The 18,303-nt window shown below is 67.4% G+C and carries 15 protein-coding genes; 3 read left to right on the top strand and 12 right to left on the bottom strand.

The window, feature by feature from the left end:
* The first annotated feature begins 14 nt into the window (after positions 1-14).
* Together ABZW74_RS06905 and ABZW74_RS06900 are read left to right on the top strand one after the other, a co-directional pair.
* Positions 15-878 (top strand): neutral zinc metallopeptidase, encoded by an 864-nt coding sequence (locus ABZW74_RS06905; RefSeq protein WP_355275174.1) that lies wholly within the window; start codon positions 15-17, stop codon positions 876-878.
* A complete protein-coding gene (locus ABZW74_RS06900; protein WP_355275172.1) occupies positions 875-2,542 on the top strand; it encodes a DUF885 domain-containing protein in 1,668 nt (555 codons plus the stop codon). Before ABZW74_RS06905 ends, ABZW74_RS06900 begins: the two co-directional genes overlap by 4 nt.
* Positions 2,543-2,849: 307 nt before the next feature.
* Here the strand turns inward: ABZW74_RS06900 and hisS are convergent, their stop codons facing one another.
* Together hisS and ABZW74_RS06890 are read right to left on the bottom strand one after the other, a co-directional pair.
* The gene (gene hisS / locus ABZW74_RS06895; protein ID WP_240858574.1) at positions 2,850-4,118 is read right to left on the bottom strand and encodes a histidine--tRNA ligase; all 1,269 of its coding nucleotides are present in this window, start codon (positions 4,116-4,118) and stop codon (positions 2,850-2,852) included.
* Positions 4,115-4,867, bottom strand: a complete 753-nt coding sequence (locus tag ABZW74_RS06890; protein WP_240858579.1) for an MBL fold metallo-hydrolase — start codon at positions 4,865-4,867, stop codon at positions 4,115-4,117. The genes hisS and ABZW74_RS06890 overlap by 4 nt, the downstream gene beginning before the upstream one ends.
* Before the next feature lie 375 nt (positions 4,868-5,242).
* Between ABZW74_RS06890 and ABZW74_RS06885 the strand changes: the two genes are divergently transcribed.
* Positions 5,243-6,130 carry a peptidylprolyl isomerase gene (locus ABZW74_RS06885; RefSeq protein ID WP_276614953.1) on the top strand — a complete coding sequence of 296 codons (888 nt, stop codon included), beginning with the start codon at positions 5,243-5,245 and terminating at the stop codon, positions 6,128-6,130.
* Between the two features lie 21 nt (positions 6,131-6,151).
* Here ABZW74_RS06885 and ABZW74_RS06880 read toward each other — a convergent pair whose 3' ends face one another.
* The 10 genes from ABZW74_RS06880 to ABZW74_RS06835 form a co-directional block, all read right to left on the bottom strand.
* Complete coding sequence (locus ABZW74_RS06880; RefSeq protein ID WP_355275169.1) at positions 6,152-8,695, bottom strand: RelA/SpoT family protein; 2,544 nt, start codon at positions 8,693-8,695, stop codon at positions 6,152-6,154.
* A gap of 165 nt (positions 8,696-8,860) precedes the next feature.
* A complete protein-coding gene (locus ABZW74_RS06875) occupies positions 8,861-9,436 on the bottom strand; it encodes an adenine phosphoribosyltransferase (protein ID WP_355275167.1) in 576 nt (191 codons plus the stop codon).
* Positions 9,437-9,475: 39 nt separating this feature from the next.
* A complete protein-coding gene (locus ABZW74_RS06870; RefSeq protein ID WP_355275165.1) occupies positions 9,476-11,143 on the bottom strand; it encodes an ABC transporter substrate-binding protein in 1,668 nt (555 codons plus the stop codon).
* A 9-nt stretch (positions 11,144-11,152) separates the two neighbouring features.
* Positions 11,153-12,382, bottom strand: a complete 1,230-nt coding sequence (gene secF / locus ABZW74_RS06865; RefSeq protein ID WP_355275163.1) for a protein translocase subunit SecF — start codon at positions 12,380-12,382, stop codon at positions 11,153-11,155.
* Positions 12,379-14,058: a protein translocase subunit SecD gene (gene secD, locus ABZW74_RS06860; RefSeq protein ID WP_355275161.1), complete on the bottom strand. Its 1,680-nt coding sequence runs from the start codon at positions 14,056-14,058 to the stop codon at positions 12,379-12,381. The genes secF and secD overlap by 4 nt, the downstream gene beginning before the upstream one ends.
* Positions 14,059-14,254: 196 nt before the next feature.
* Positions 14,255-14,677 (bottom strand): preprotein translocase subunit YajC, encoded by a 423-nt coding sequence (gene yajC / locus ABZW74_RS06855; RefSeq protein WP_240858611.1) that lies wholly within the window; start codon positions 14,675-14,677, stop codon positions 14,255-14,257.
* 163 nt (positions 14,678-14,840) lie between these two features.
* Positions 14,841-15,941, bottom strand: a complete 1,101-nt coding sequence (gene ruvB / locus ABZW74_RS06850) for a Holliday junction branch migration DNA helicase RuvB (RefSeq protein WP_240858615.1) — start codon at positions 15,939-15,941, stop codon at positions 14,841-14,843.
* On the bottom strand, positions 15,942-16,535 hold the full coding sequence (gene ruvA, locus ABZW74_RS06845; RefSeq protein WP_240858621.1) for a Holliday junction branch migration protein RuvA: 594 nt from the start codon (positions 16,533-16,535) through the stop codon (positions 15,942-15,944).
* Positions 16,532-17,101, bottom strand: coding sequence for a crossover junction endodeoxyribonuclease RuvC (gene ruvC, locus ABZW74_RS06840; RefSeq protein ID WP_240858627.1), 570 nt, complete (start codon positions 17,099-17,101; stop codon positions 16,532-16,534). The genes ruvA and ruvC overlap by 4 nt, the downstream gene beginning before the upstream one ends.
* A 196-nt stretch (positions 17,102-17,297) precedes the next feature.
* Entirely contained in the window at positions 17,298-17,924 is a 627-nt protein-coding gene (locus ABZW74_RS06835) for a DUF5701 family protein (protein WP_240858629.1), read from the bottom strand.
* Positions 17,925-18,303: the final 379 nt, after the last annotated feature.

Genomic DNA, 18,303 nt, shown 5'->3' with positions numbered 1-18,303 from the left:
GCCAGAATCAGGAGGTGACCTTCCAAGGCAGTGGATCGATCGAGGGTGCCGACGTCTCCGGTGGCGGAGGTGGCGGCGGCGGTGGGCGCATCGCACTCGGCGGCGGCGCCGGCCTGATCATCACAATCGTCGCCCTGCTGTTCGGGGTGAACCCCGGACAGATCCTGGGCAACTCGACCAACGACCAGAGTTCGACCACGTCGTCGCAGACCGCGATCGATCAGCATCTGGCCTCCTGCACCTACGAGATGGCCAATCAGGGGGACGCGATCTGCCGGATCAAGGCGACCGCGGCCAGCCTCAACGTCGTGTGGCCGAACCTGATGGACGGCTACACCGCCCCGCGCACCAAGGTCTTCTCGGGCTCGGTGAACACCGGCTGCGGTGCCGCGACGTCGGCCACCGGTCCGTTCTACTGCCCGGCCGACCAGACCGTCTACGTCGATCCGACCTTCTTCGACGATGTTCTCGTCGGTCAACTCGGTGGCAGCAACGACGCCCTGTCCCAGGAATACGTGATCGCCCACGAGTTCGGACATCACGTCGAGAACCTGACCGGCGTGCTGACAAAGGGACAGCGGATGGGCAACAACGGGTCGGTACGCATCGAATTGCAGGCCGACTGTCTGGCCGGGGTCTGGGCCAACCACGCCGACGATGGCAGCGGAGATGCCTTGCTCAAGCCACTCACTCCGGCCGACATCCAGCGTGTCGGGCAGACCGCCAAGGCCATCGGCGACGATTCCATCCAGGGAGCCAACTCCAACCGAGAGGGCTGGACCCACGGGTCCGCCGAGCAACGGTCCCGCTGGTTCGGAATCGGTTACCAGTCCGGTGACCCACGCAAATGTGACACCTTCGCCACCAACGACCTGTGACGACGATCCCGGCTCCTGAGGATGCCAGACGCTCACCCACCGCGGTCGACGCCGTCGCCGAACGTCACCTGTACCGGCTGGCCACCCTGGATCCGCTGTTCGCCACCGAGGTCGGCATCGCCGAGCACGATCATCTACTCACCGATTTCTCTGCCGCCGCGCAGGCCGGCCGTCGGGCCGCGGCCGCCGACACCCTCGCAGCGCTGGGCGTGGCCCCGATCGCCGACCATGTCGACGCCGTGACCGTCGCCACGATGCGCGCGACCCTGACACGTGAGATCGCGCTGGCCGACGCCGGCGAGAGCACCGGGGTGTGCAATGTCATCGCGTCGCCGCTGCAGGCGATCCGCGACATCTTCGACCTCATGGCCACCGATACCGAGGAGCAACGCGAGGTGTTCGTCGAGCGCGTCGCAGGGATTCCGGCGTGCCTCGAATCCGTTGTCGACGGTCTCGAACACCGGCGCAGATTCGGGCCGCCGTTGGCCCGCAGACAGGTCGAACGAGTCGCCGAGCAGGCCGTCGGCGCCGCGCGGGCGATTGCCACGAACACGTCGTCGATCGCTGCTGATCCGGCGATGTCGCATTCCCTTCGCCGCGCACTCGACGCAGCCGACGATGCGTTCCACCGGTTTGCCGACCATCTTCGATCCGACGTATTGCACGATGCCCAGGTCGCCGACGGCGTCGGCCGCGACCGGTACCTGCTCCATCTCCCGGTCTATCTCGGCGCCGACATCGACCCGGACGAGGCGTATCACTGGGCGTTCGACCGGCTCGACGCGATCGTCGCCGAACAACGCACCATCGCAGCGGATCTCGTGACGAGCGGCGAGGTCGCCGAGGCGCTCGAGCACCTGGACACCTTGCCGCAGTACCAGATCAACGATCGTCACGCCTTCGTCGCGTGGATGCAGGAGACGTCGGACGCCGCGGTGGCGGGCCTCGCCGGACGTCATGTGGAGATACCCGAACGACTCACTCGGCTCGAATGCCGTCTCGCCCCGTCGGCAACCGGGATCATCTACTACACCCAGCCGACGGCCGACCTGTCACGCCCGGGCCGCATGTGGTGGTCGGTGCCCCCGGGTCAGACGGTCTTCCACACGTGGCGCGAGAAGACGACCGTCTACCACGAGGGTGTGCCCGGCCATCACCTGCAACTGGGTTCGTCGATTGTCGATCCCGATCTGAATTCCTGGCGCAAACTCGCGTCCTTCACCTCGGGCCACGGCGAGGGATGGGCACTCTATGCCGAACGTCTGATGGCCGAACTCGGCTGGCTCGACGATCCGGGCGACCGCATGGGCATGCTCGACGGTCAGCGGTTCCGTGCCGCCCGGGTTGTGGTGGACATCGGCGTGCACTGCGGACTACCGGCTCCCGCGTCGCTCGGCGGCGGTGTCTGGGATGCCGAGAAGGCATGGGTGTTCCTCAACAACTCGGTGGCGATGGACGCCGCGGTGCTCCGGTTCGAACTCGACCGCTACCTCGGGTGGCCCGGCCAGGCCCCGTCCTACGCACTCGGACAGCGGGTGTGGGAACAGGCCCGGACCGACGCACTCGCCGCCCACCCCGACTGGACGCTCAAGGACTTCCACACTCGCGCACTGGTATTGGGCGGCGTGACCCTCGACGTCCTGTCGGCCGAGATGGCCCGCTGACGGCCGCCCCCGGCGTCGTTCCGCCGCTTCGCTCGCACCTCGGCCCCGATCCGTGGAAGGCAGAGCTGAGCCCGAAATTCCGCTGCCTGAGGTGCGACGAGCGCTGGCGAGGAGCCTCGAAGGCCTGGTGACCGTCGCTACTTGGTCACCGAATTGCCCTGTCTCACCAGCCCTTCGAGGCTCTCGACTAGCGCCTCGAGCACCTCAGGGAGCGGAGGTGGGCCGGTCTGCGTCGTTGCGGACATCCTTCGAGACGCTTCCACGGATCCAGGCGCAGGGAGCGGGAGAGGCAGACGCGTTAGCGCGGTCAACCGGCGAGCGCGCCGACCACCTCGTCGACGATTCGGTCGAGCGACACCCGACGCTGCTCCCCGTTGGTGAGGTCCTTGACCTCGACCACCCGTTCCTCCAGTTCACGGTCCCCGAGCACCAGCGCCAATCGCGCACCGGAACGGTCCGCGGCCTTCATCGCGCCCTTGAGCCCGCGGTCGCCGTAGGCCAGGTCGACGCTGACTCCGGCGGCACGCAGTTGTCCTGCGACGCCGACCAATTCGGCCTTGGCGGCCGCTCCGAGCGGCACACCGAAGACCGCGCATCGCGCGGCCTCGACACCGGCCACACCTTCGGCCTCCAAAGCCAGCATGGTCCGGTCGACACCGAGACCGAAGCCGATCCCGGACAGGTCCTGTTTGCCGCCGAGTTGCTTCATCAAACCGTCGTAACGTCCGCCGCCACCGATGCCGGACTGCGCACCGAGTCCATCGTGGACGAACTCGAAGGTGGTCTTCGTGTAGTAGTCGAGGCCGCGCACCAGACGAGGGTTGAGTTCGTAGGGCACCCCGAGACGGTCGAGGTGGGCCAATACGAGGTCGAAGTGGGCCCGCGCGTCGTCGGTGAGGTAGTCGATCAGCAGCGGCGCGTCGGCGGTCGCGGCCTTGATCTCGGGCCGTTTGTCGTCGAGGACCCGCAACGGGTTGATCTGTGCCCGCTGCCGGGTCGGTTCGTCGAGGTCGAGCCCGAAGAGGAACTGCTGCAATGCTTCTCGATAACGAGGCCGACTCTCGTCGTCCCCCAGCGAGGTGATCTCCAGGCGGAAGCCCGACAACCCGAGCCGCCGGTACCCTTCGTCGGCGATCGCGATCACCTCGGCGTCCAGCGCCGGATCGTCGACGCCGATCGCCTCGACGCCCACCTGCTGCAGTTGCCGGTAACGACCGGTCTGCGGCTTCTCGTAGCGGAAGAACGGGCCGGCGTAGCTGAGTTTCACCGGCAGTTGCCCGCGGTCGAGGCCGTGCTGGATCACCGCGCGCATCACGCCGGCGGTGCCCTCGGGGCGCAGCGTCACCGAACGGTCGCCGCGGTCGGCGAAGGTGTACATCTCCTTGCTCACCACATCGGTGGACTCGCCGACGCCGCGGGCGAACAACGCGGTGTCCTCGAACACCGGCAGTTCGATGTGGCCGTATCCGGCACGACGCGCCGCGTCGGTGAGGGTGTCGCGCACGCGCCGGAAATCCGCGGATGCCGGCGGGTAGTAGTCGGGAATGCCCCGAGGCGCCTGAAAGCCTCCGCTCACAGTCCGAATCGTCCCTTCTTGATTGCCGCCGACGACGACGGGTCGCCCTGTGGTGCGAGATCGACCAGGAACGGGTTGGTGGCCCGTTCCGCACCGATCGACGTCTGGGGTCCGTGCCCGGGCAACACCTGGGTGTCATCGGGCAACGGCAGCAGCTTCGTCGCGATCGACGTCAGCAACTGCTGATGATCTCCCCCGGGCAGGTCGGTGCGCCCGATGGACCCCGCAAACAAGACGTCACCGGCGAAGCACACCCCGATCACTTCCGGGGTGGAGTCGGGCGCCGCGTCCTGCGCCACGACCGGCACATCGAGACCCAACAGGACCGAACCCTGTGTGTGGCCGGGCGCGAGGTCGACGGTGAAACGCAGGCCGGCCAATTCGACGGGCTCGCCGTCGACGAATTCGATCACCTTCTCCGGTTCGCGAAAACGCAGTGCACCGACCATCGGAGCCAGGGCGCGTCCGAGACCCTTGCCGGGATCGGCGAGCATCGGCCGATCGGCCGGATGGATGTAGGCCGGGATCGAATACTCGTCACACAACTCCTGCGCATTCCAGGTGTGGTCGAGATGCCCGTGAGTGAGCAGGACCGCGACGGGCGTGAGATCGTTCTCGGCGAGCAACTCGCGCACCCGGGCGGCCGCATCCTGGCCGGGGTCGACGATCACCGCGTCACTCCCCGGACCTGACGCGACGATGTAGCAGTTCGTCTGGAACATCCCCGCGGGGAATCCGGTGATCAGCATGTCGACCATTGTGTCATTCGACCCGGTGCGCGAAGTTCACAGGCAGTGCTGGCAGACTGCATGGGGTGTCCGGCGCCACTGCCCGGTCACCGTCGCAGCGCATCAGGAGGGCGTTAGAGCGTGTCGAGCAACAAAGAGCCGAGCGATCCGACCGATCCCAAGGACAAACTGGACCCCGACAGCGACACCCCGGACAGCGTCACCGACGATGACGCCACCACGGTCGACGTCAGTAAGAAGGACGTCAGCAAGAAAGACGGCGGGGACACCGACGGCGGGGATGACAAGAAGGACACGGCGGACGCCGACACCGTCGTCGCGGCGAGTACCCGCACGACGACCAACACCGAGCGTCGCGAGGCGGCCAAGCGCAAGCTGAAGGCACGCCTCGACGCCGAACAGCGGGCACGCAAGAAGCGCAAGATCATCATCTCGTCGGTGTCTGCTGCAGTGGTGATCGCGATCGTCGGCACCGCGACCTACTTCATCGTCGACAAGATCCAGACCGACCGGTTCAACGCCGCTCACAAGGACTGCACCTACACCGACAAGCCGAACAACCTGCAGACCGTCCCGGTGCAGCCGCCGCCGCAGGTGCAGCCGAATCAGTACGAGCTGTACCGCAAGTTCGCGACCGAGACCAACGAGGCCGTCCGGCTGGGCCAGGCCAAGATCCGCACGGTGCCGAAACCCGATGACAAGCAACCCAATTCGGGTACGACGCAGGGCTCGTTCAACACCAATCAAGGCGCCATCCCGGTCACCTTCGACCACGCGTCGGCACCGTGCAACACCGGTGCGGTCATCTCGCTGATCGACGACAAGTTCTACGACGGCACCCCGTGTCACCGCATGACCACCGGCGCATCGCTGAAGGTGTTGCAGTGCGGCGATCCCACCGCCACCGGGCAGAGCGGCCCAGGATGGGCGAGCCCCGACGAACCGCCGACGAACCTGCAGCCCGCAGGGCCCCCGAGCCCGTACGGCGGTGCCGGACCGGTGATCTACCCGCGCGGCACGATCGCGATCGCGAACAGCAACAACAGCGGACAGGCGTCCAACACCGGCTCCAGCCAGTTCTTCCTGGTGATCCAGGACAGCCAGCTCGCCGCGGATTACTCCGTCGTCGGCAAGGTCGACGAGGCGGGGCTGGCGGTGCTCGACAAGATCTACGCGGGCGGCATCACCCCGGGTCCGGCCGGTCAGGCACAGGACGGGCGACCCAAGTTGCCGGTCGAGATCCAGACCGCCACAGTCGACTGACGCCGCCGTCACCTCGGCCGTTCAGGCGGCCGAGGTGACCCGGTAGACGTCGTAGACACCCTCGACGTTGCGCACGACGTTGAGCACGTGACCGAGATGCTTGGGGTCGCCCATCTCGAAGGTGAACTTGCTGATGGCCACGCGATCGCGGCTGGTCGTGACCGAGGCCGACAGTATGTTCACCCGTTCGTCGGCGAGCACCTTGGTGACGTCGGAGAGCAGGCGGTGGCGGTCGAGGGCCTCGACCTGGATGGCCACCAGGAACACCGACTCAGGTGACGGCGCCCACGCGACGTCGATGATGCGTTCGGCCTGCTGGCGCAGCGATTCCGCATTGGTGCAGTCGGTCCGGTGCACGCTGATCCCGCCGCCGCGGGTCACGAATCCGAGGATTTCGTCGCCGGGGACCGGCGTGCAGCACTTGGCGAGCTTGATGACGACGTTGTCGACACCTTCGACGACGACGCCCGCGTCACCGCCCTGCCGCGCGCGTGTCGGCATGGTCGACGGGGTGGACCGTTCGGCGATCTCCTCGGCCGCGTCGTCGATCCCGCCGAGTGCCGCGACCAGCCGGTTGACCACGTGCCGTGCCGACACGTGGTTCTCCCCGACCGCCGTGTACAACGCGGTGACGTCGTTGTAGCGCAGTTCCTTGGCGATTGCGGCCATCGATTCGGCGCTCATCAATCGCTGCAGCGGAAGGCCACCGCGGCGGACCTCTTTGGCGATCGCGTCCTTGCCGGTCTCCAGGGCCTCTTCGCGACGCTCCTTGGCGAACCACTGCCGGATCTTGGCCTTGGCGCGTGGTGACACCACAAACGACTGCCAGTCCTTGGACGGTCCGGCGTTGGGCGCCTTGGAGGTGAAGACCTCCACCACCTCACCGTTCTCCAGCTGCCGCTCGAGGGCGACCAGACGACCGTTGACGCGGGCACCGATACAGCGATGACCCACCTCGGTGTGCACCGCGTAGGCGAAGTCGACCGGCGTGGAACCGGCAGGCAGCGTGATGACGTCGCCCTTGGGGGTGAAGACGAAGATCTCCCGCACCGCGAGGTCGTAGCGGAGCGACTCCAGGAACTCGCCCGGGTCGGCCGCCTCCCGCTGCCAGTCGAGCAGTTGCCGCATCCAGGCCATGTCGTCGATCTCGGTGATGTCGGAACGACGCTTGCGGTCTTTGTAACCGCCCTCCTTGTAGCGCCAGTGCGCGGCGATACCGAACTCTGCGGTGCGGTGCATCTCCTCGGTCCGGATCTGCACCTCGAGAGGTTTTCCCTCGGGTCCGATCACCGTGGTGTGCAGCGACTGGTACACGCCGAACCGCGGTTGGGCGATGTAGTCCTTGAACCGGCCGGCCATCGGCTGCCACAGCGAATGAACGACGCCGACGGCCGCGTAGCAGTCGCGTACCTCTTCGCACAGAATCCGCATGCCGACCAGGTCGTGGATGTCGTCGAAGTCGCGGCCCTTGACGATCATCTTCTGGTAGATCGACCAGTAGTGCTTGGGGCGACCTTCCACCGTCGCGTTGATCCGTGCCCCCGACAACGCGTTGTTGATGTCGGCGCGCACCCGCGCGAGATAGGTGTCCCGGGACGGGGCGCGATCGGCCACCAGACGCACGATCTCCTCGTACCGCTTGGGATGCAGGATCGCGAAGGACAAGTCCTCGAGTTCCCATTTGACGGTTGCCATCCCCAGCCGATGCGCAAGCGGCGCAATGACTTCCAGCGTTTCACGCGCCTTGCGCGCCTGCTTCTCGGGCGGCAGGAACCGCATCGTGCGCATGTTGTGCAGTCGATCGGCCACCTTGATGACGAGCACCCGCGGATCCCGCGCCATCGCGATGATCATCTTGCGGATGGTCTCGGCCTCGGCGGCGCTGCCGAGTGCCACCTTGTCGAGTTTGGTGACGCCGTCGACGAGGTGGGCGACCTCGGGCCCGAAGTCCTTCTCGAGTGCGTCGAGCGTGTAGCCGGTGTCCTCCACGGTGTCGTGGAGCAACGCCGCCACCAATGTGGTGGTGTCCATCCCGAGGTCGGCCAGGATGGTGGCGACGGCGAGCGGATGGGTGATGTACGGGTCGCCGGACTTGCGGCGCTGACCGCGGTGGCGTTCATCTGCGACGTCGTAGGCGTGCTGCAGCAGCGCGACATCGGCCTTCGGGTAGATCTCGCGATGCAGCGTCACCAGCGGTTCGAGGACCGGTCTTACCTGGCTGCGGGTCGCCGTCATCCGGCGGGCGAGTCGAGCGCGGACCCGCCTCGACGCCGACGACGTCTGCGACGCCTGCGGTCGCGCAGGCGGCGTGTCGGCGGTGTCGGCGCCCGGGGCCGTTGCCGGTGGCGACACGGGTGCCACAGCCTGGTCTGGCCCTGTCTTGTCCGGCCCTGTCATGTCCGGGCCTGTCTTGTCGGACTCGGTGGTCGTCGCGTCGTTCGACCGTCGGCCGTCACCGCCAGGTGTGTCCAGGCCAGAGTGGGCGCCGAGCTCGGTGTCGGCGGAAGCACCGTTGCGGACGACTGTTCCGGAGTCCCGCGCGACGATGTCGGGTTCGTCGGTCATCGGCTGCTCCTCCCGCTGCGGTCGTTGTCGATCGGTCCAGTCTATTCGCCATGTCACACCGTTGGATCTCTGTACCCCTCAGCCCGACCATGTGCACCATGCACGTGGTCGGGCTTCCAGGTACAGATTTCCGACGGCCGGCGGGTCGGTCACGCACTCCGGGGATCAGTCGACCGCGACCGAATGCACCGGGAGGTCGGTCCCCAGCCCGCGCGCGATGGTGCCGCGGCCGTCGAGCCCGCCGAGTTCCATGATCACCGCGACCCCGACGACACGAGCCCCGGAACCGTTCAGCAACTCCGCGGCGGCGACGGCCGTTCCGCCGGTCGCCAGGACGTCGTCGACCAGGAGCACTCGTAGTCCGCTGATGTCGATGCCGTCCGCCGGGATCTCCAGGGTTGCCGTGCCGTACTCGAGGGTGTAGCTCACCGACTTCACCGGAGGGGGAAGTTTGCCGCCCTTGCGAACGGCGAGGACACCGACACCGAGCTCACGAGCGACAGCGCCGCCGAGCAGGAACCCGCGCGCATCGATACCCGCGACGAGCTCGATGTCACGGCAGCCGTGGGTCAACGCGGTGACGATCGACGACAAGCCGGCGGCGTCGGCGAGTACCGGTGTGAGGTCCTTGAACGCGATGCCCGGGCTCGGGAAGTCGGCCACCCGTCGGGCGTGACGATCGATGGCCGCACGCGCCCGGGTGAGCGCAGGCCCGGTCGTATCCGGAGATGACGTGCCCATCAACGAACCCCCGCGCATTGATCACTCATCATCGATCACTCACCGCAGAAACCACCGATCCATATTCCAGCCGGTACCCGAACGTCCGAGCCCGGCAACCACATTGCCCACCCGATCATTCCACCGGTACACGCGGGGAGCAGCGAACAGCGGGATCGACGGGAGGGCCGTCCACGCAGCGTTCTCGATCGCCCGGATCAGTGGCAGACGCTCGGTGACCGAGTCCGACACCGCGAGTTGGTCGACGGCCCGACTCACCTGCGGGTCACGGAAGTCGGACAGGTTGAGCGGGTCACCGCCGCGCAGGGCATAGGCGTCGCGTGTCGGATCTGCGGCTCCGGCCGCAGCCGACGTCGCTCCCGACGCGACGAGCAAAGCGTCCGCGGTTCGACCGAGTTCCGTCGGACCCATCTGGGGTGTCGACACATCCTCGACGGTGATGTTGGCTCGTGCACAGGAGTCGGCGATCACCCGAACCATCTGCTGCCACCGGGCCGTCGGGCCGAGATAGCCGATCCGCACCCGCACCGCCCCTGCGCCCTGCCGACGCTGCTCGAGAAGGTTGCGGGCGCGAGGAAGGTCGGGCCGCTGGTAGGCGCGGCCGAATTCGTTGTTTATCTGGCCGGCGAGATTGTCGGCGGGTGCGAGGATCCGCTGATTCCACATCCGTGCACCTGCCCCGAACTGTCGCGCCAACCCATCGCGCGGGACGCACGACGCGAATGCCCGACGGACACGCACGTCGGCGAAGACTCCGCGATCGGCCAGGACCAGTTGTTCCACGGCGAGCGCTCGAGCGGGATTCGTCGGACTCGACCCGGACACCTCCGCGTCGACCATGCCCGTGGTGATGTCGGCGATGTCGAATCGGCCGTCGGGGAGCCTCCGCGTGGCGTCCGTTCCGCGGCCCCACACGACGATGCGCCCGGCTTTGGGGCGATCCCCCCACCATTTCTCGTTGGGGACGAGCACCAACCCGTCGGTCCGCGAGTACCGGTCGACCCGGAAAGGTCCAGACGCAGGCAGGCGGGCCGCGTCGATCGGCCCTGGCACGAGCGGGAATCCGTTGTTCCACGCACCGGCGATCCGCCGGATGACGTCGTCGTTGCCCGCTCGGATGGGGTCGACGATGTCGGCGATGCCGGCGTCGCTCGCAACCACATGGGCGGGCATCATCGTGCCGGCACCGAACAGCGCCGCCCAGTCCTGGTACTCACGACCGGGCTTGAAGGTGACGGTCGCGGTCCGCTCCCCGGCCGCGCAGTCGACCGATTCGATGTCGCGATAACCCGCGGTGGTGGCGGGGGTGAAGCCGTCGAACCGCCCGCTCATCGCCGCCCACGCCAGCAGCAGGTCGTCACAGTCGAGAGCGACGCCGTCGGAGAACGCCGCCTCGGGGTCGAACTCGTAGCGCAGCGTCAGACGAGAGCCGGGTACGCGGGTCACCACGCCGACATCGCGGTCGGGCACCACCTGCCCCTGCGGGCCGAGCAGACTGAACCCGGGCAAGAGACGACCGGTCACCATGAGGGCGCCGTCGGAGTTGCCCGACACCGTGTTGGCGTTGTAGGTGATCACCCGCGCGTCGACGACGTAGTTGATGGACGGCGGCCCGTCGTCGCCACATGCCGAGACCAATCCGGCAAGGAGCGACAGGCCGAAAAGCACCGAAACCGCGCGCACCAACGACCTGGACCTCGTCACCACGAGCCGAGACTAGCGCGCGCGCCGGCGTTTTCCGGTGGGCCGCGCGTCGTCCGTGTCGCCCGCGCCCGATCTGGCCTTCGCGCCGGCCCGGCCCGGCGCACCCGAAACCTTGCTGGTGCTGACCCGACCAGCACGTCCGCTGCGCGGACGGAACTCCTCTGCAGGTTCCACCCCGGCACGACGGTCGAGCACCTTCTTGGTGTGCCGGGCGATCTCGGGGCGACGCTCCTTCAGCGTCACCAGCAGGGGCGCGGCGAGGAAGATCGACGAGTAGGCGCCGACGACCACGCCCACGAGCTGGATGAGGGCGAGGTCTTTCAGCGTGCCGACGCCGAGCAGCCACACCGCGATCACCATGAGCGCGATGATCGGCAGCACGGAGATGACGGTGGTGTTGATCGAACGCATCAGGGTCTGGTTGATCGCCAGGTTCGCCTGTTCGCCGTAGGTGCGACGCGTGGTCTGCAGCACCGACCGCGTGTTCTCGGACACCTTGTCGAACACGACGACGGTGTCGTACAGCGAGAAACCGAGAATCGTGAGCAGTCCGATCACGGTGGCGGGCGTGACCTCCCAGCCGACCAGCGAGTACACACCGGCGGTGCAGAGGATGTCGAAGAACAGCGACGCCATCGCCGCTATCGACATCTCTCGATCGAAGCGCACCGCGATGTAGACGAACACGATGACCAGGAACACCGCGAGCGCGATCAGCATCTTCTCGGTGATCTCGCGACCCCAGGTGGAACTCACGTCCGAGATGCTGATCTCCTCGGTGGTGAGTTCGGGCCCGAACTCCGCCACGAGAGCCTGATTGACGGCCTCGGCCTGCTGCAAGGACAGCGTCTCGGTCCGAACCTGCACCGTCTCGCTGCTCCCCGAACCCGCGGTCTGCACCGACTCCGGCGCACCCCCGAGGGTGTCGCCGACGATCTTCTCGACCGAGTCGGCATTGACCCCGGTCGACACCGGGATCGAGATCTGGGTGCCACCCTCGAAGTCGATGCCCAGGCTGAACCCGCGCACACCGATGGACAGCGCACAGATCAGCAGGATGCCGGCGGTGATGCCGTACCACATGCGGCGTCGGCTGACGATCTCGAACGCACCGGTTCCGGTGTAGAGCCGGGACAGGAAGGAGCGGCGAGTGTCGGCGACGAAGTCGGCGTCACTGCCTGCCGCCGGCTCGATCACATCGGTCTTGCCGTCGCCCGCGGAACGGTCGGTGGGTTTGGTCATTTCGCCGATCCTTTCGCCGCGGTGGTCGTGTCCTGCCTGCCGTCACTGGTCTGATCCGTCGCACGGGTGGAGACCCGACGCTGGCGGGCGACCTCGGCCACCGCGCCCAGACCGTTCACGCTCGGCTTGGACAGGAAGCTGTTCCGCGAGGCCAGCACCACCAGCGGGTGGGTGACCAGGAACACGACCACCACGTCCAGGATCGTGGTCAGACCCAAGGTGAACGCGAAGCCACGGACCTCACCGACGGCAAGGATGTAGATCACCGCGGCTGCGATGAAGCTGACCGCGTTACCCGACCAGATGGTGCGTCGAGCACTCGCCCAACCCCGCGGGACCGCGGACCGGAAACTTCGGCCCTCGCGCATCTCGTCTTTTATTCGTTCGAAGTAGACGACGAACGAGTCCGCGGTCATACCGATACCGATGATCAGACCGGCGATGCCCGCGAGATCAAGGGTGAAGCCGATCCAACGCCCGAGCAGCACGATGATGCCGTAGACCATCAGCCCCGAGAGCACCAGCGACGCGAACGTGAGGATGCCGAGCATCCGGTAGTAGGCCAGCGCGTAGATGAGCACCGCCAGCAGACCGATGGCACCGGCCAGCAGGCCCGCCTTCAGCGACGACAAACCGAGTGTCGCAGAGACGGTTTCGGCGTTCGACGCGGTGAACGACAGCGGTAGCGAACCGTATTTCAGCACGTTCGCGAGGTCGCCTGCGGACGCCTCGGTGAACGGGTCGGCGGTGCCGCCGCTGATCCGGGTCGACCCGCCGGGGATGGCGTCCTGGATCACCGGTGCCGAGACGACGCGGGTGTCGAGGGTGAACGCGGTCGCCGTGCCCCGATGGGTTGCGGTGTACTGCGGCCAGAACTTGGCGGCGTCGCCCTTGAACTCGAGGGTGACGATCCACTCACCGGTTTGCGGGTCGGTCGACGCGCTCGCTTCCTTGATGTCGCGGCCGTCGATGATCTCCGGACCCAGCAGATAGACCTGGGTGCCGTCCTGGGAGCACGCCACCAGGTACTGGTCGGGCAGATCGTTACCCATCAGCGGGTCCGACGTCGTCTTCGAGCAGTCCATCTTGGCCATCTGCGCCTGGAGCGCGGCGATGGTCTTCTGGTCGGCGTTGCCAGGGGCCTGGCGGAGCTTGCGCTGCTCGGCGATCGCGGCCTGCACCTGCTGAGATTGCGGTGTGTTCGCCGGGTTCTGGTTCTGATCGTCGGGCTTGCGCGGCTGCGGCGTGGCCGGCACCGGTTGACCGACGACGGGCCGGACGTAGAGGCGCGCGGTCTGCCCCAGCGACTTGGCCTGCGAGCCGTCCTTGCCGGGGACGGTGATGATCAGGTTGTCACCGTTGATGACAACCTCTGATCCGGACACGCCCAGGCCGTTGACGCGCTGCTCGATGATCTGCTTTGCCCGATCGAGCTGTTCGCGGTTGGGTTGTTGACCGTTCTCGGTGCGAGCGGTCAGCGTGACGCGGGTGCCGCCCTGCAGGTCGATACCCAGCTTGGGTTCCAGGGTTTTGGCACCGGTGAAGAAGATGAGGCCGTACACGACGGCCAGCAATCCGAGGAAGACGACAAGCGGCTGCCACGGCGGGATCTCACGGCTGGGTCCCGACCGCTTCGCCCGCCGTGAACCTGTCGCTGCGCGGCGAGTTGTTGTCACTGCTCTTCGAGTCTCCTTTGACTGCACGGCCAACCGGCCGGGTGGACAGTCGCTAACGTATCCGGGGGCCAACTTATCGGGGGCCGACGTACCGGGGGCCAACCGTACCGGCCCATACCACCGCGGGTTATATCCGACCTCGCAGTGGTGTCCGTGTCGTGCTGTTTGTCAGGTGAGCCGGGGATGGCTCGCCGGGCTACTTGTCGCCGTCGCGCTTCTGATCGGCGGTGTCCGGGGCGGCGTCGGCGTCGTCGACGTTCTTCTCGAGGTCGATGCCCTCGGCCTCGAAGTCGTCTGCGTCAAAGTCGTCTGGATCGGCCTCGGGCTCGATGTAACCCGCGTAGGTCGCCGCGGCCTCATCGGTCGGGACGACGCGCATGATCGCGAGCCGGTTCCAGCGCGTCACCACGCCGGTCGCGATCTCGACGTCCACGGTGTCCGAGGAGGTCGCGTCGATCACGGTGCCGAACAGACCGGAGGTCAGCTGGACACGGGTGCCGGTGGCAACGGCGCTCTGCATCTCCTGCATCTCGGACATGCGCTTCTTCTGCTTGCGCATGGTCATGAACATGAAGACCGCCAGCATGGCCAGCAGCAAGGGGAAGAGCAGAGACTCCATGGTGAAACGTCAGTCCTTTGTCGGTGTGGTGGCCGACGGGCGTACCCGGCGGTCTTGTTGCGTCGACCTCGGTGGACTGCGCCCACAACACGGACGCGCTGGTCGACGGCGCTCCTCCCAGTGTGCCATGCCGCCCGGGATGCCCGATCTCGCAGGTCACCGATCAGAGGTCGTCGAAGAGGGTGCCGTTCCCCAGATCACGTGGACGAACCCCGAATGTCGCGTTGAGGGCGCCCGCAGGCGGGGTCAGCCCGAGATGGTGCCAGGCAGCGGCGGTGGCCACTCGACCGCGAGGTGTACGCGCGACCATGCCCGCACGGACCAGGAACGGCTCGCACACTTCCTCCACCGTCGCCGGTTCCTCGCCGACGGCGACCGCCAGCGTCGACACCCCCACCGGACCGCCGCCGAATGCCCTGATCAACGCATTGAGAACGGCGCGGTCGAGGCGGTCGAAGCCCAGTTCGTCGACGTCGTACACGGCAAGGGCGGCGCGTGCGATGTCGACGGTGATCGTGCCGTCGCCACGCACCTCCGCGTAGTCGCGGACCCGGCGCAACAGCCGGTTGGCGATGCGCGGGGTGCCGCGGGACCGGCTTGCGATCTCCGACGCGGCGTCGTCGCGCAACACGATCCCGAGAATCCCCGCCGACCGGCGCAGCACGAGGACCAGTTCGGATGTGTCGTAGAACTCCATGTGTGCGGTGAAGCCGAATCGGTCGCGCAGCGGGCCGGTCAGCGATCCGGAGCGGGTGGTCGCGCCGACCAGGGTGAAGGGCGCGACGTCGAGCGGGATCGAGGTGGCACCCGGCCCCTTGCCGACCACGACGTCGACCCGGAAGTCCTCCATGGCGAGGTACAGCATCTCCTCGGCGGGTCGTGCGATGCGGTGAATCTCGTCGATGAACAGCACGTCGCCCTCGACCAGGTTGGACAGCATCGCGGCCAGGTCACCGGCCCGCTCGAGGGCGGGGCCGGAGGTGACGCGGATGGCTGCCCCCATCTCGGCGGCGATGATCATCGCGAGAGAGGTCTTGCCCAGACCGGGTGGTCCGGACAGCAGGATGTGGTCGGGCGTGCCGCCGCGGCCCTTCGCTCCGTGCAGAACGAGTTCGAGTTGCTCACAGACCCTCGGCTGCCCGATGAAGTCGGCCAGCGAGCGGGGCCGCAGTCCGGCGTCGAGATCGCCGTCGGACCGCACGGGCAGTGCGCTGACCTCCCGCTCCTGCTCCTCGGACGAATACCCGCCGTCTCGATCCGTCATCTACGACGCCTTCCCGAGCATCGCCAACGATCGGCGAAGCGCTGTGGATGCGTCGGCGTCGGGGGTGTCGGCGAGCACCGCGGCGACCGCCTTCTCCGCAGGCCCCGCGGTGAAACCGAGTCCCACAAGGGCGTCTGCGACCTGCTCTCGAATCCCACCGACCACTGCGACCGCCGCCGTGTTGTCGCCGGTTGGGCGGTCCACCTTGTCGCGCAACTCGACGACGAGGCGTTCGGCCACCCGTTTGCCGATCCCCGGCACCGAGGTCAGCGCCTTGGTGTCGGACTCGGCGAGCGCACGACGCAGCGACTCGGGTTCCAGAACGGCCAGGGTGGCCATCGCCAGCCGCGGTCCGACGCCGGTCACGGTCTGCAGCAGCGCGAAGAGCGCTCGTGCGTCGGGTTCGGTGAAGCCGTACAGGGTCATCGAGTCCTCTCGCACGATCATCGATGTGAGCAGCGTCGACTCGTCGCCGCGATGCAGCCTCGACAGCGTCGCCGGCGTGGCCAGCACCCGGTAACCCACACCGCCGCAATCGATCACGGCGTGGTCGAGGGCAATCTCGAGGACCGGACCCCGAACTGATGCGATCATGCGTCCCTTCCTGCGCGCGCGGCCGCCACGCGTCGGCGGTGCCGTGCGGCAACCTCGTCGGCCTGCCGTTGTGCGGCCGCCATACGTTCCATCATCGGTCCGCGCCAGCAGTGACAGATCGCCAGCGCGAGTGCGTCGGCGGCGTCGGCCGGGCGCGGTTTGGTCTGCATTCCGAGAATCCGCGTCACCATCGCCGTCACCTGCGCCTTGTCGGCCCGGCCACTCCCGGTCACCGCGGCCTTGACCTCCGACGGTGTGTGAAACCGGACTGGCACGTCCCGTTGCCCGGCGGCCAGCGCGATCACTCCACCCGCCTGAGCGGTGCCCATCGCGGTGGACACCTGATTCTGCGCGAAGACCCGTTCGATCGCGACCACGTCGGGCTGATGGACATCGAGCCAATGGCACGCCGCGGTGTACACGGCGAGCAGCCGATCGGCCAGGTCCATGTCACCGGGCGTGCGGACCACGTCGACGTCGAGTGCCGTCACCGCGCGGCCACGCCCCGATTCGACCAAGGCGATGCCGCACCGGGTCAGTCCCGGATCGACCCCCATGACACGCACACAACCTCCCGGAATACTGCCGAACAGTTGTTCGAGATTCTAGCGGCGGCGACGGACATTTCCGCGGACCAACACGGCGTCGGTCCCCTCCCGCGAGCCTCGTAGCCCCGTTCGGTCGTCATCAGGTGGTCATCGATAGCGGCGAGCGCGATCCGTGTGACGTTGAGTCCGGAATCCGGACACAACTTCATACGGATCAACCCACCGCTAGTCGTGCGGTACCCGACGCGAATCCGAGCCAGGTGTGCCGGTTGCCCGCCCAACACCAGCCCACTTTCGGGGCGTCGCGCCGCTGGGTCCCGTCGCGCCCGGTGCCTCCGGAGATCCAGATGCCCGGCGTTCGTGCATCGAGTTTCCCGTTCGGCTTGACGCGCCGCGAACCGATCGTCATGAAGCAGTGGTTGGGTTCGAGCAGTTCGGGCTGCTGCAGCAACCAGCAGATCCCCTCGCTCAAGGTCAGCGGGGTGCGCCCAACCCGCTCGAATTCGACGATGGCCTCGTTGGGCGAGGCGTTTCGGAGGTGATCGCCGCGGTCGAGATCGGTCACCAGGTAGAGCGCTGTGTCCGGCAACTCGACGGGAGCAACCGGTGCGAACAGGTCCACGTCGGTCATGTCCTCGACCACGAAACCGGGCTTGTCGGCGCGGCGCAAGAACCCGGACAGGACCGACGCCGGCACCACATCGGGACTCAGCGCGAGCAGCGAGCCCGGTGGAGTCGGGCCCGCCAGGGTCAACTCCGCAGGCATGCCCGGAACACCGAGGTCGGCGAGGCGGCGAAACTGTGTCTGCAGATCAGGGAGCGTCGTCGTCGCGATGGTCATGCGGGGCCTCCTCGGTTGGGTGCCACGCAGTAACGGTCGAGCGGCGTCGTTGGTTCCCGTCGCCCCTCACCCGACGCCCTCCCCTCAACCGTCACAGAGACCTCGCTTCTGGTCAGAAACCGTCGCCAGTTCCGAAGGTCTCTGACCAGAAATGAGGTGCCTGTCGCAGTACACGTCCTCGGACCTCGGGGTCCGGCGCGGGTGCGAGCCCCGAAGCCCAGGCGAGACGACACCGTCGTCTCACCAGCAGTACTCCTCGGATCAGCGGCCCACCCCGCCGACGGCGTCGGCGATCGTGGAGGCGGGAAGGCGGGTCGGGCCGGTGGCCAAGATCGGGCCCCTGAGGGTGGTCCTCCGGGAATGTCCCGGAAGCGGACGC

The organism is Gordonia sp. NPDC003585 (genome assembly GCF_040610755.1).
Classification (GTDB): domain Bacteria; phylum Actinomycetota; class Actinomycetes; order Mycobacteriales; family Mycobacteriaceae; genus Gordonia.
Note: the sequence above shows the minus strand (reverse complement) of the source record. Positions and strands in the feature narration are given on the sequence as shown.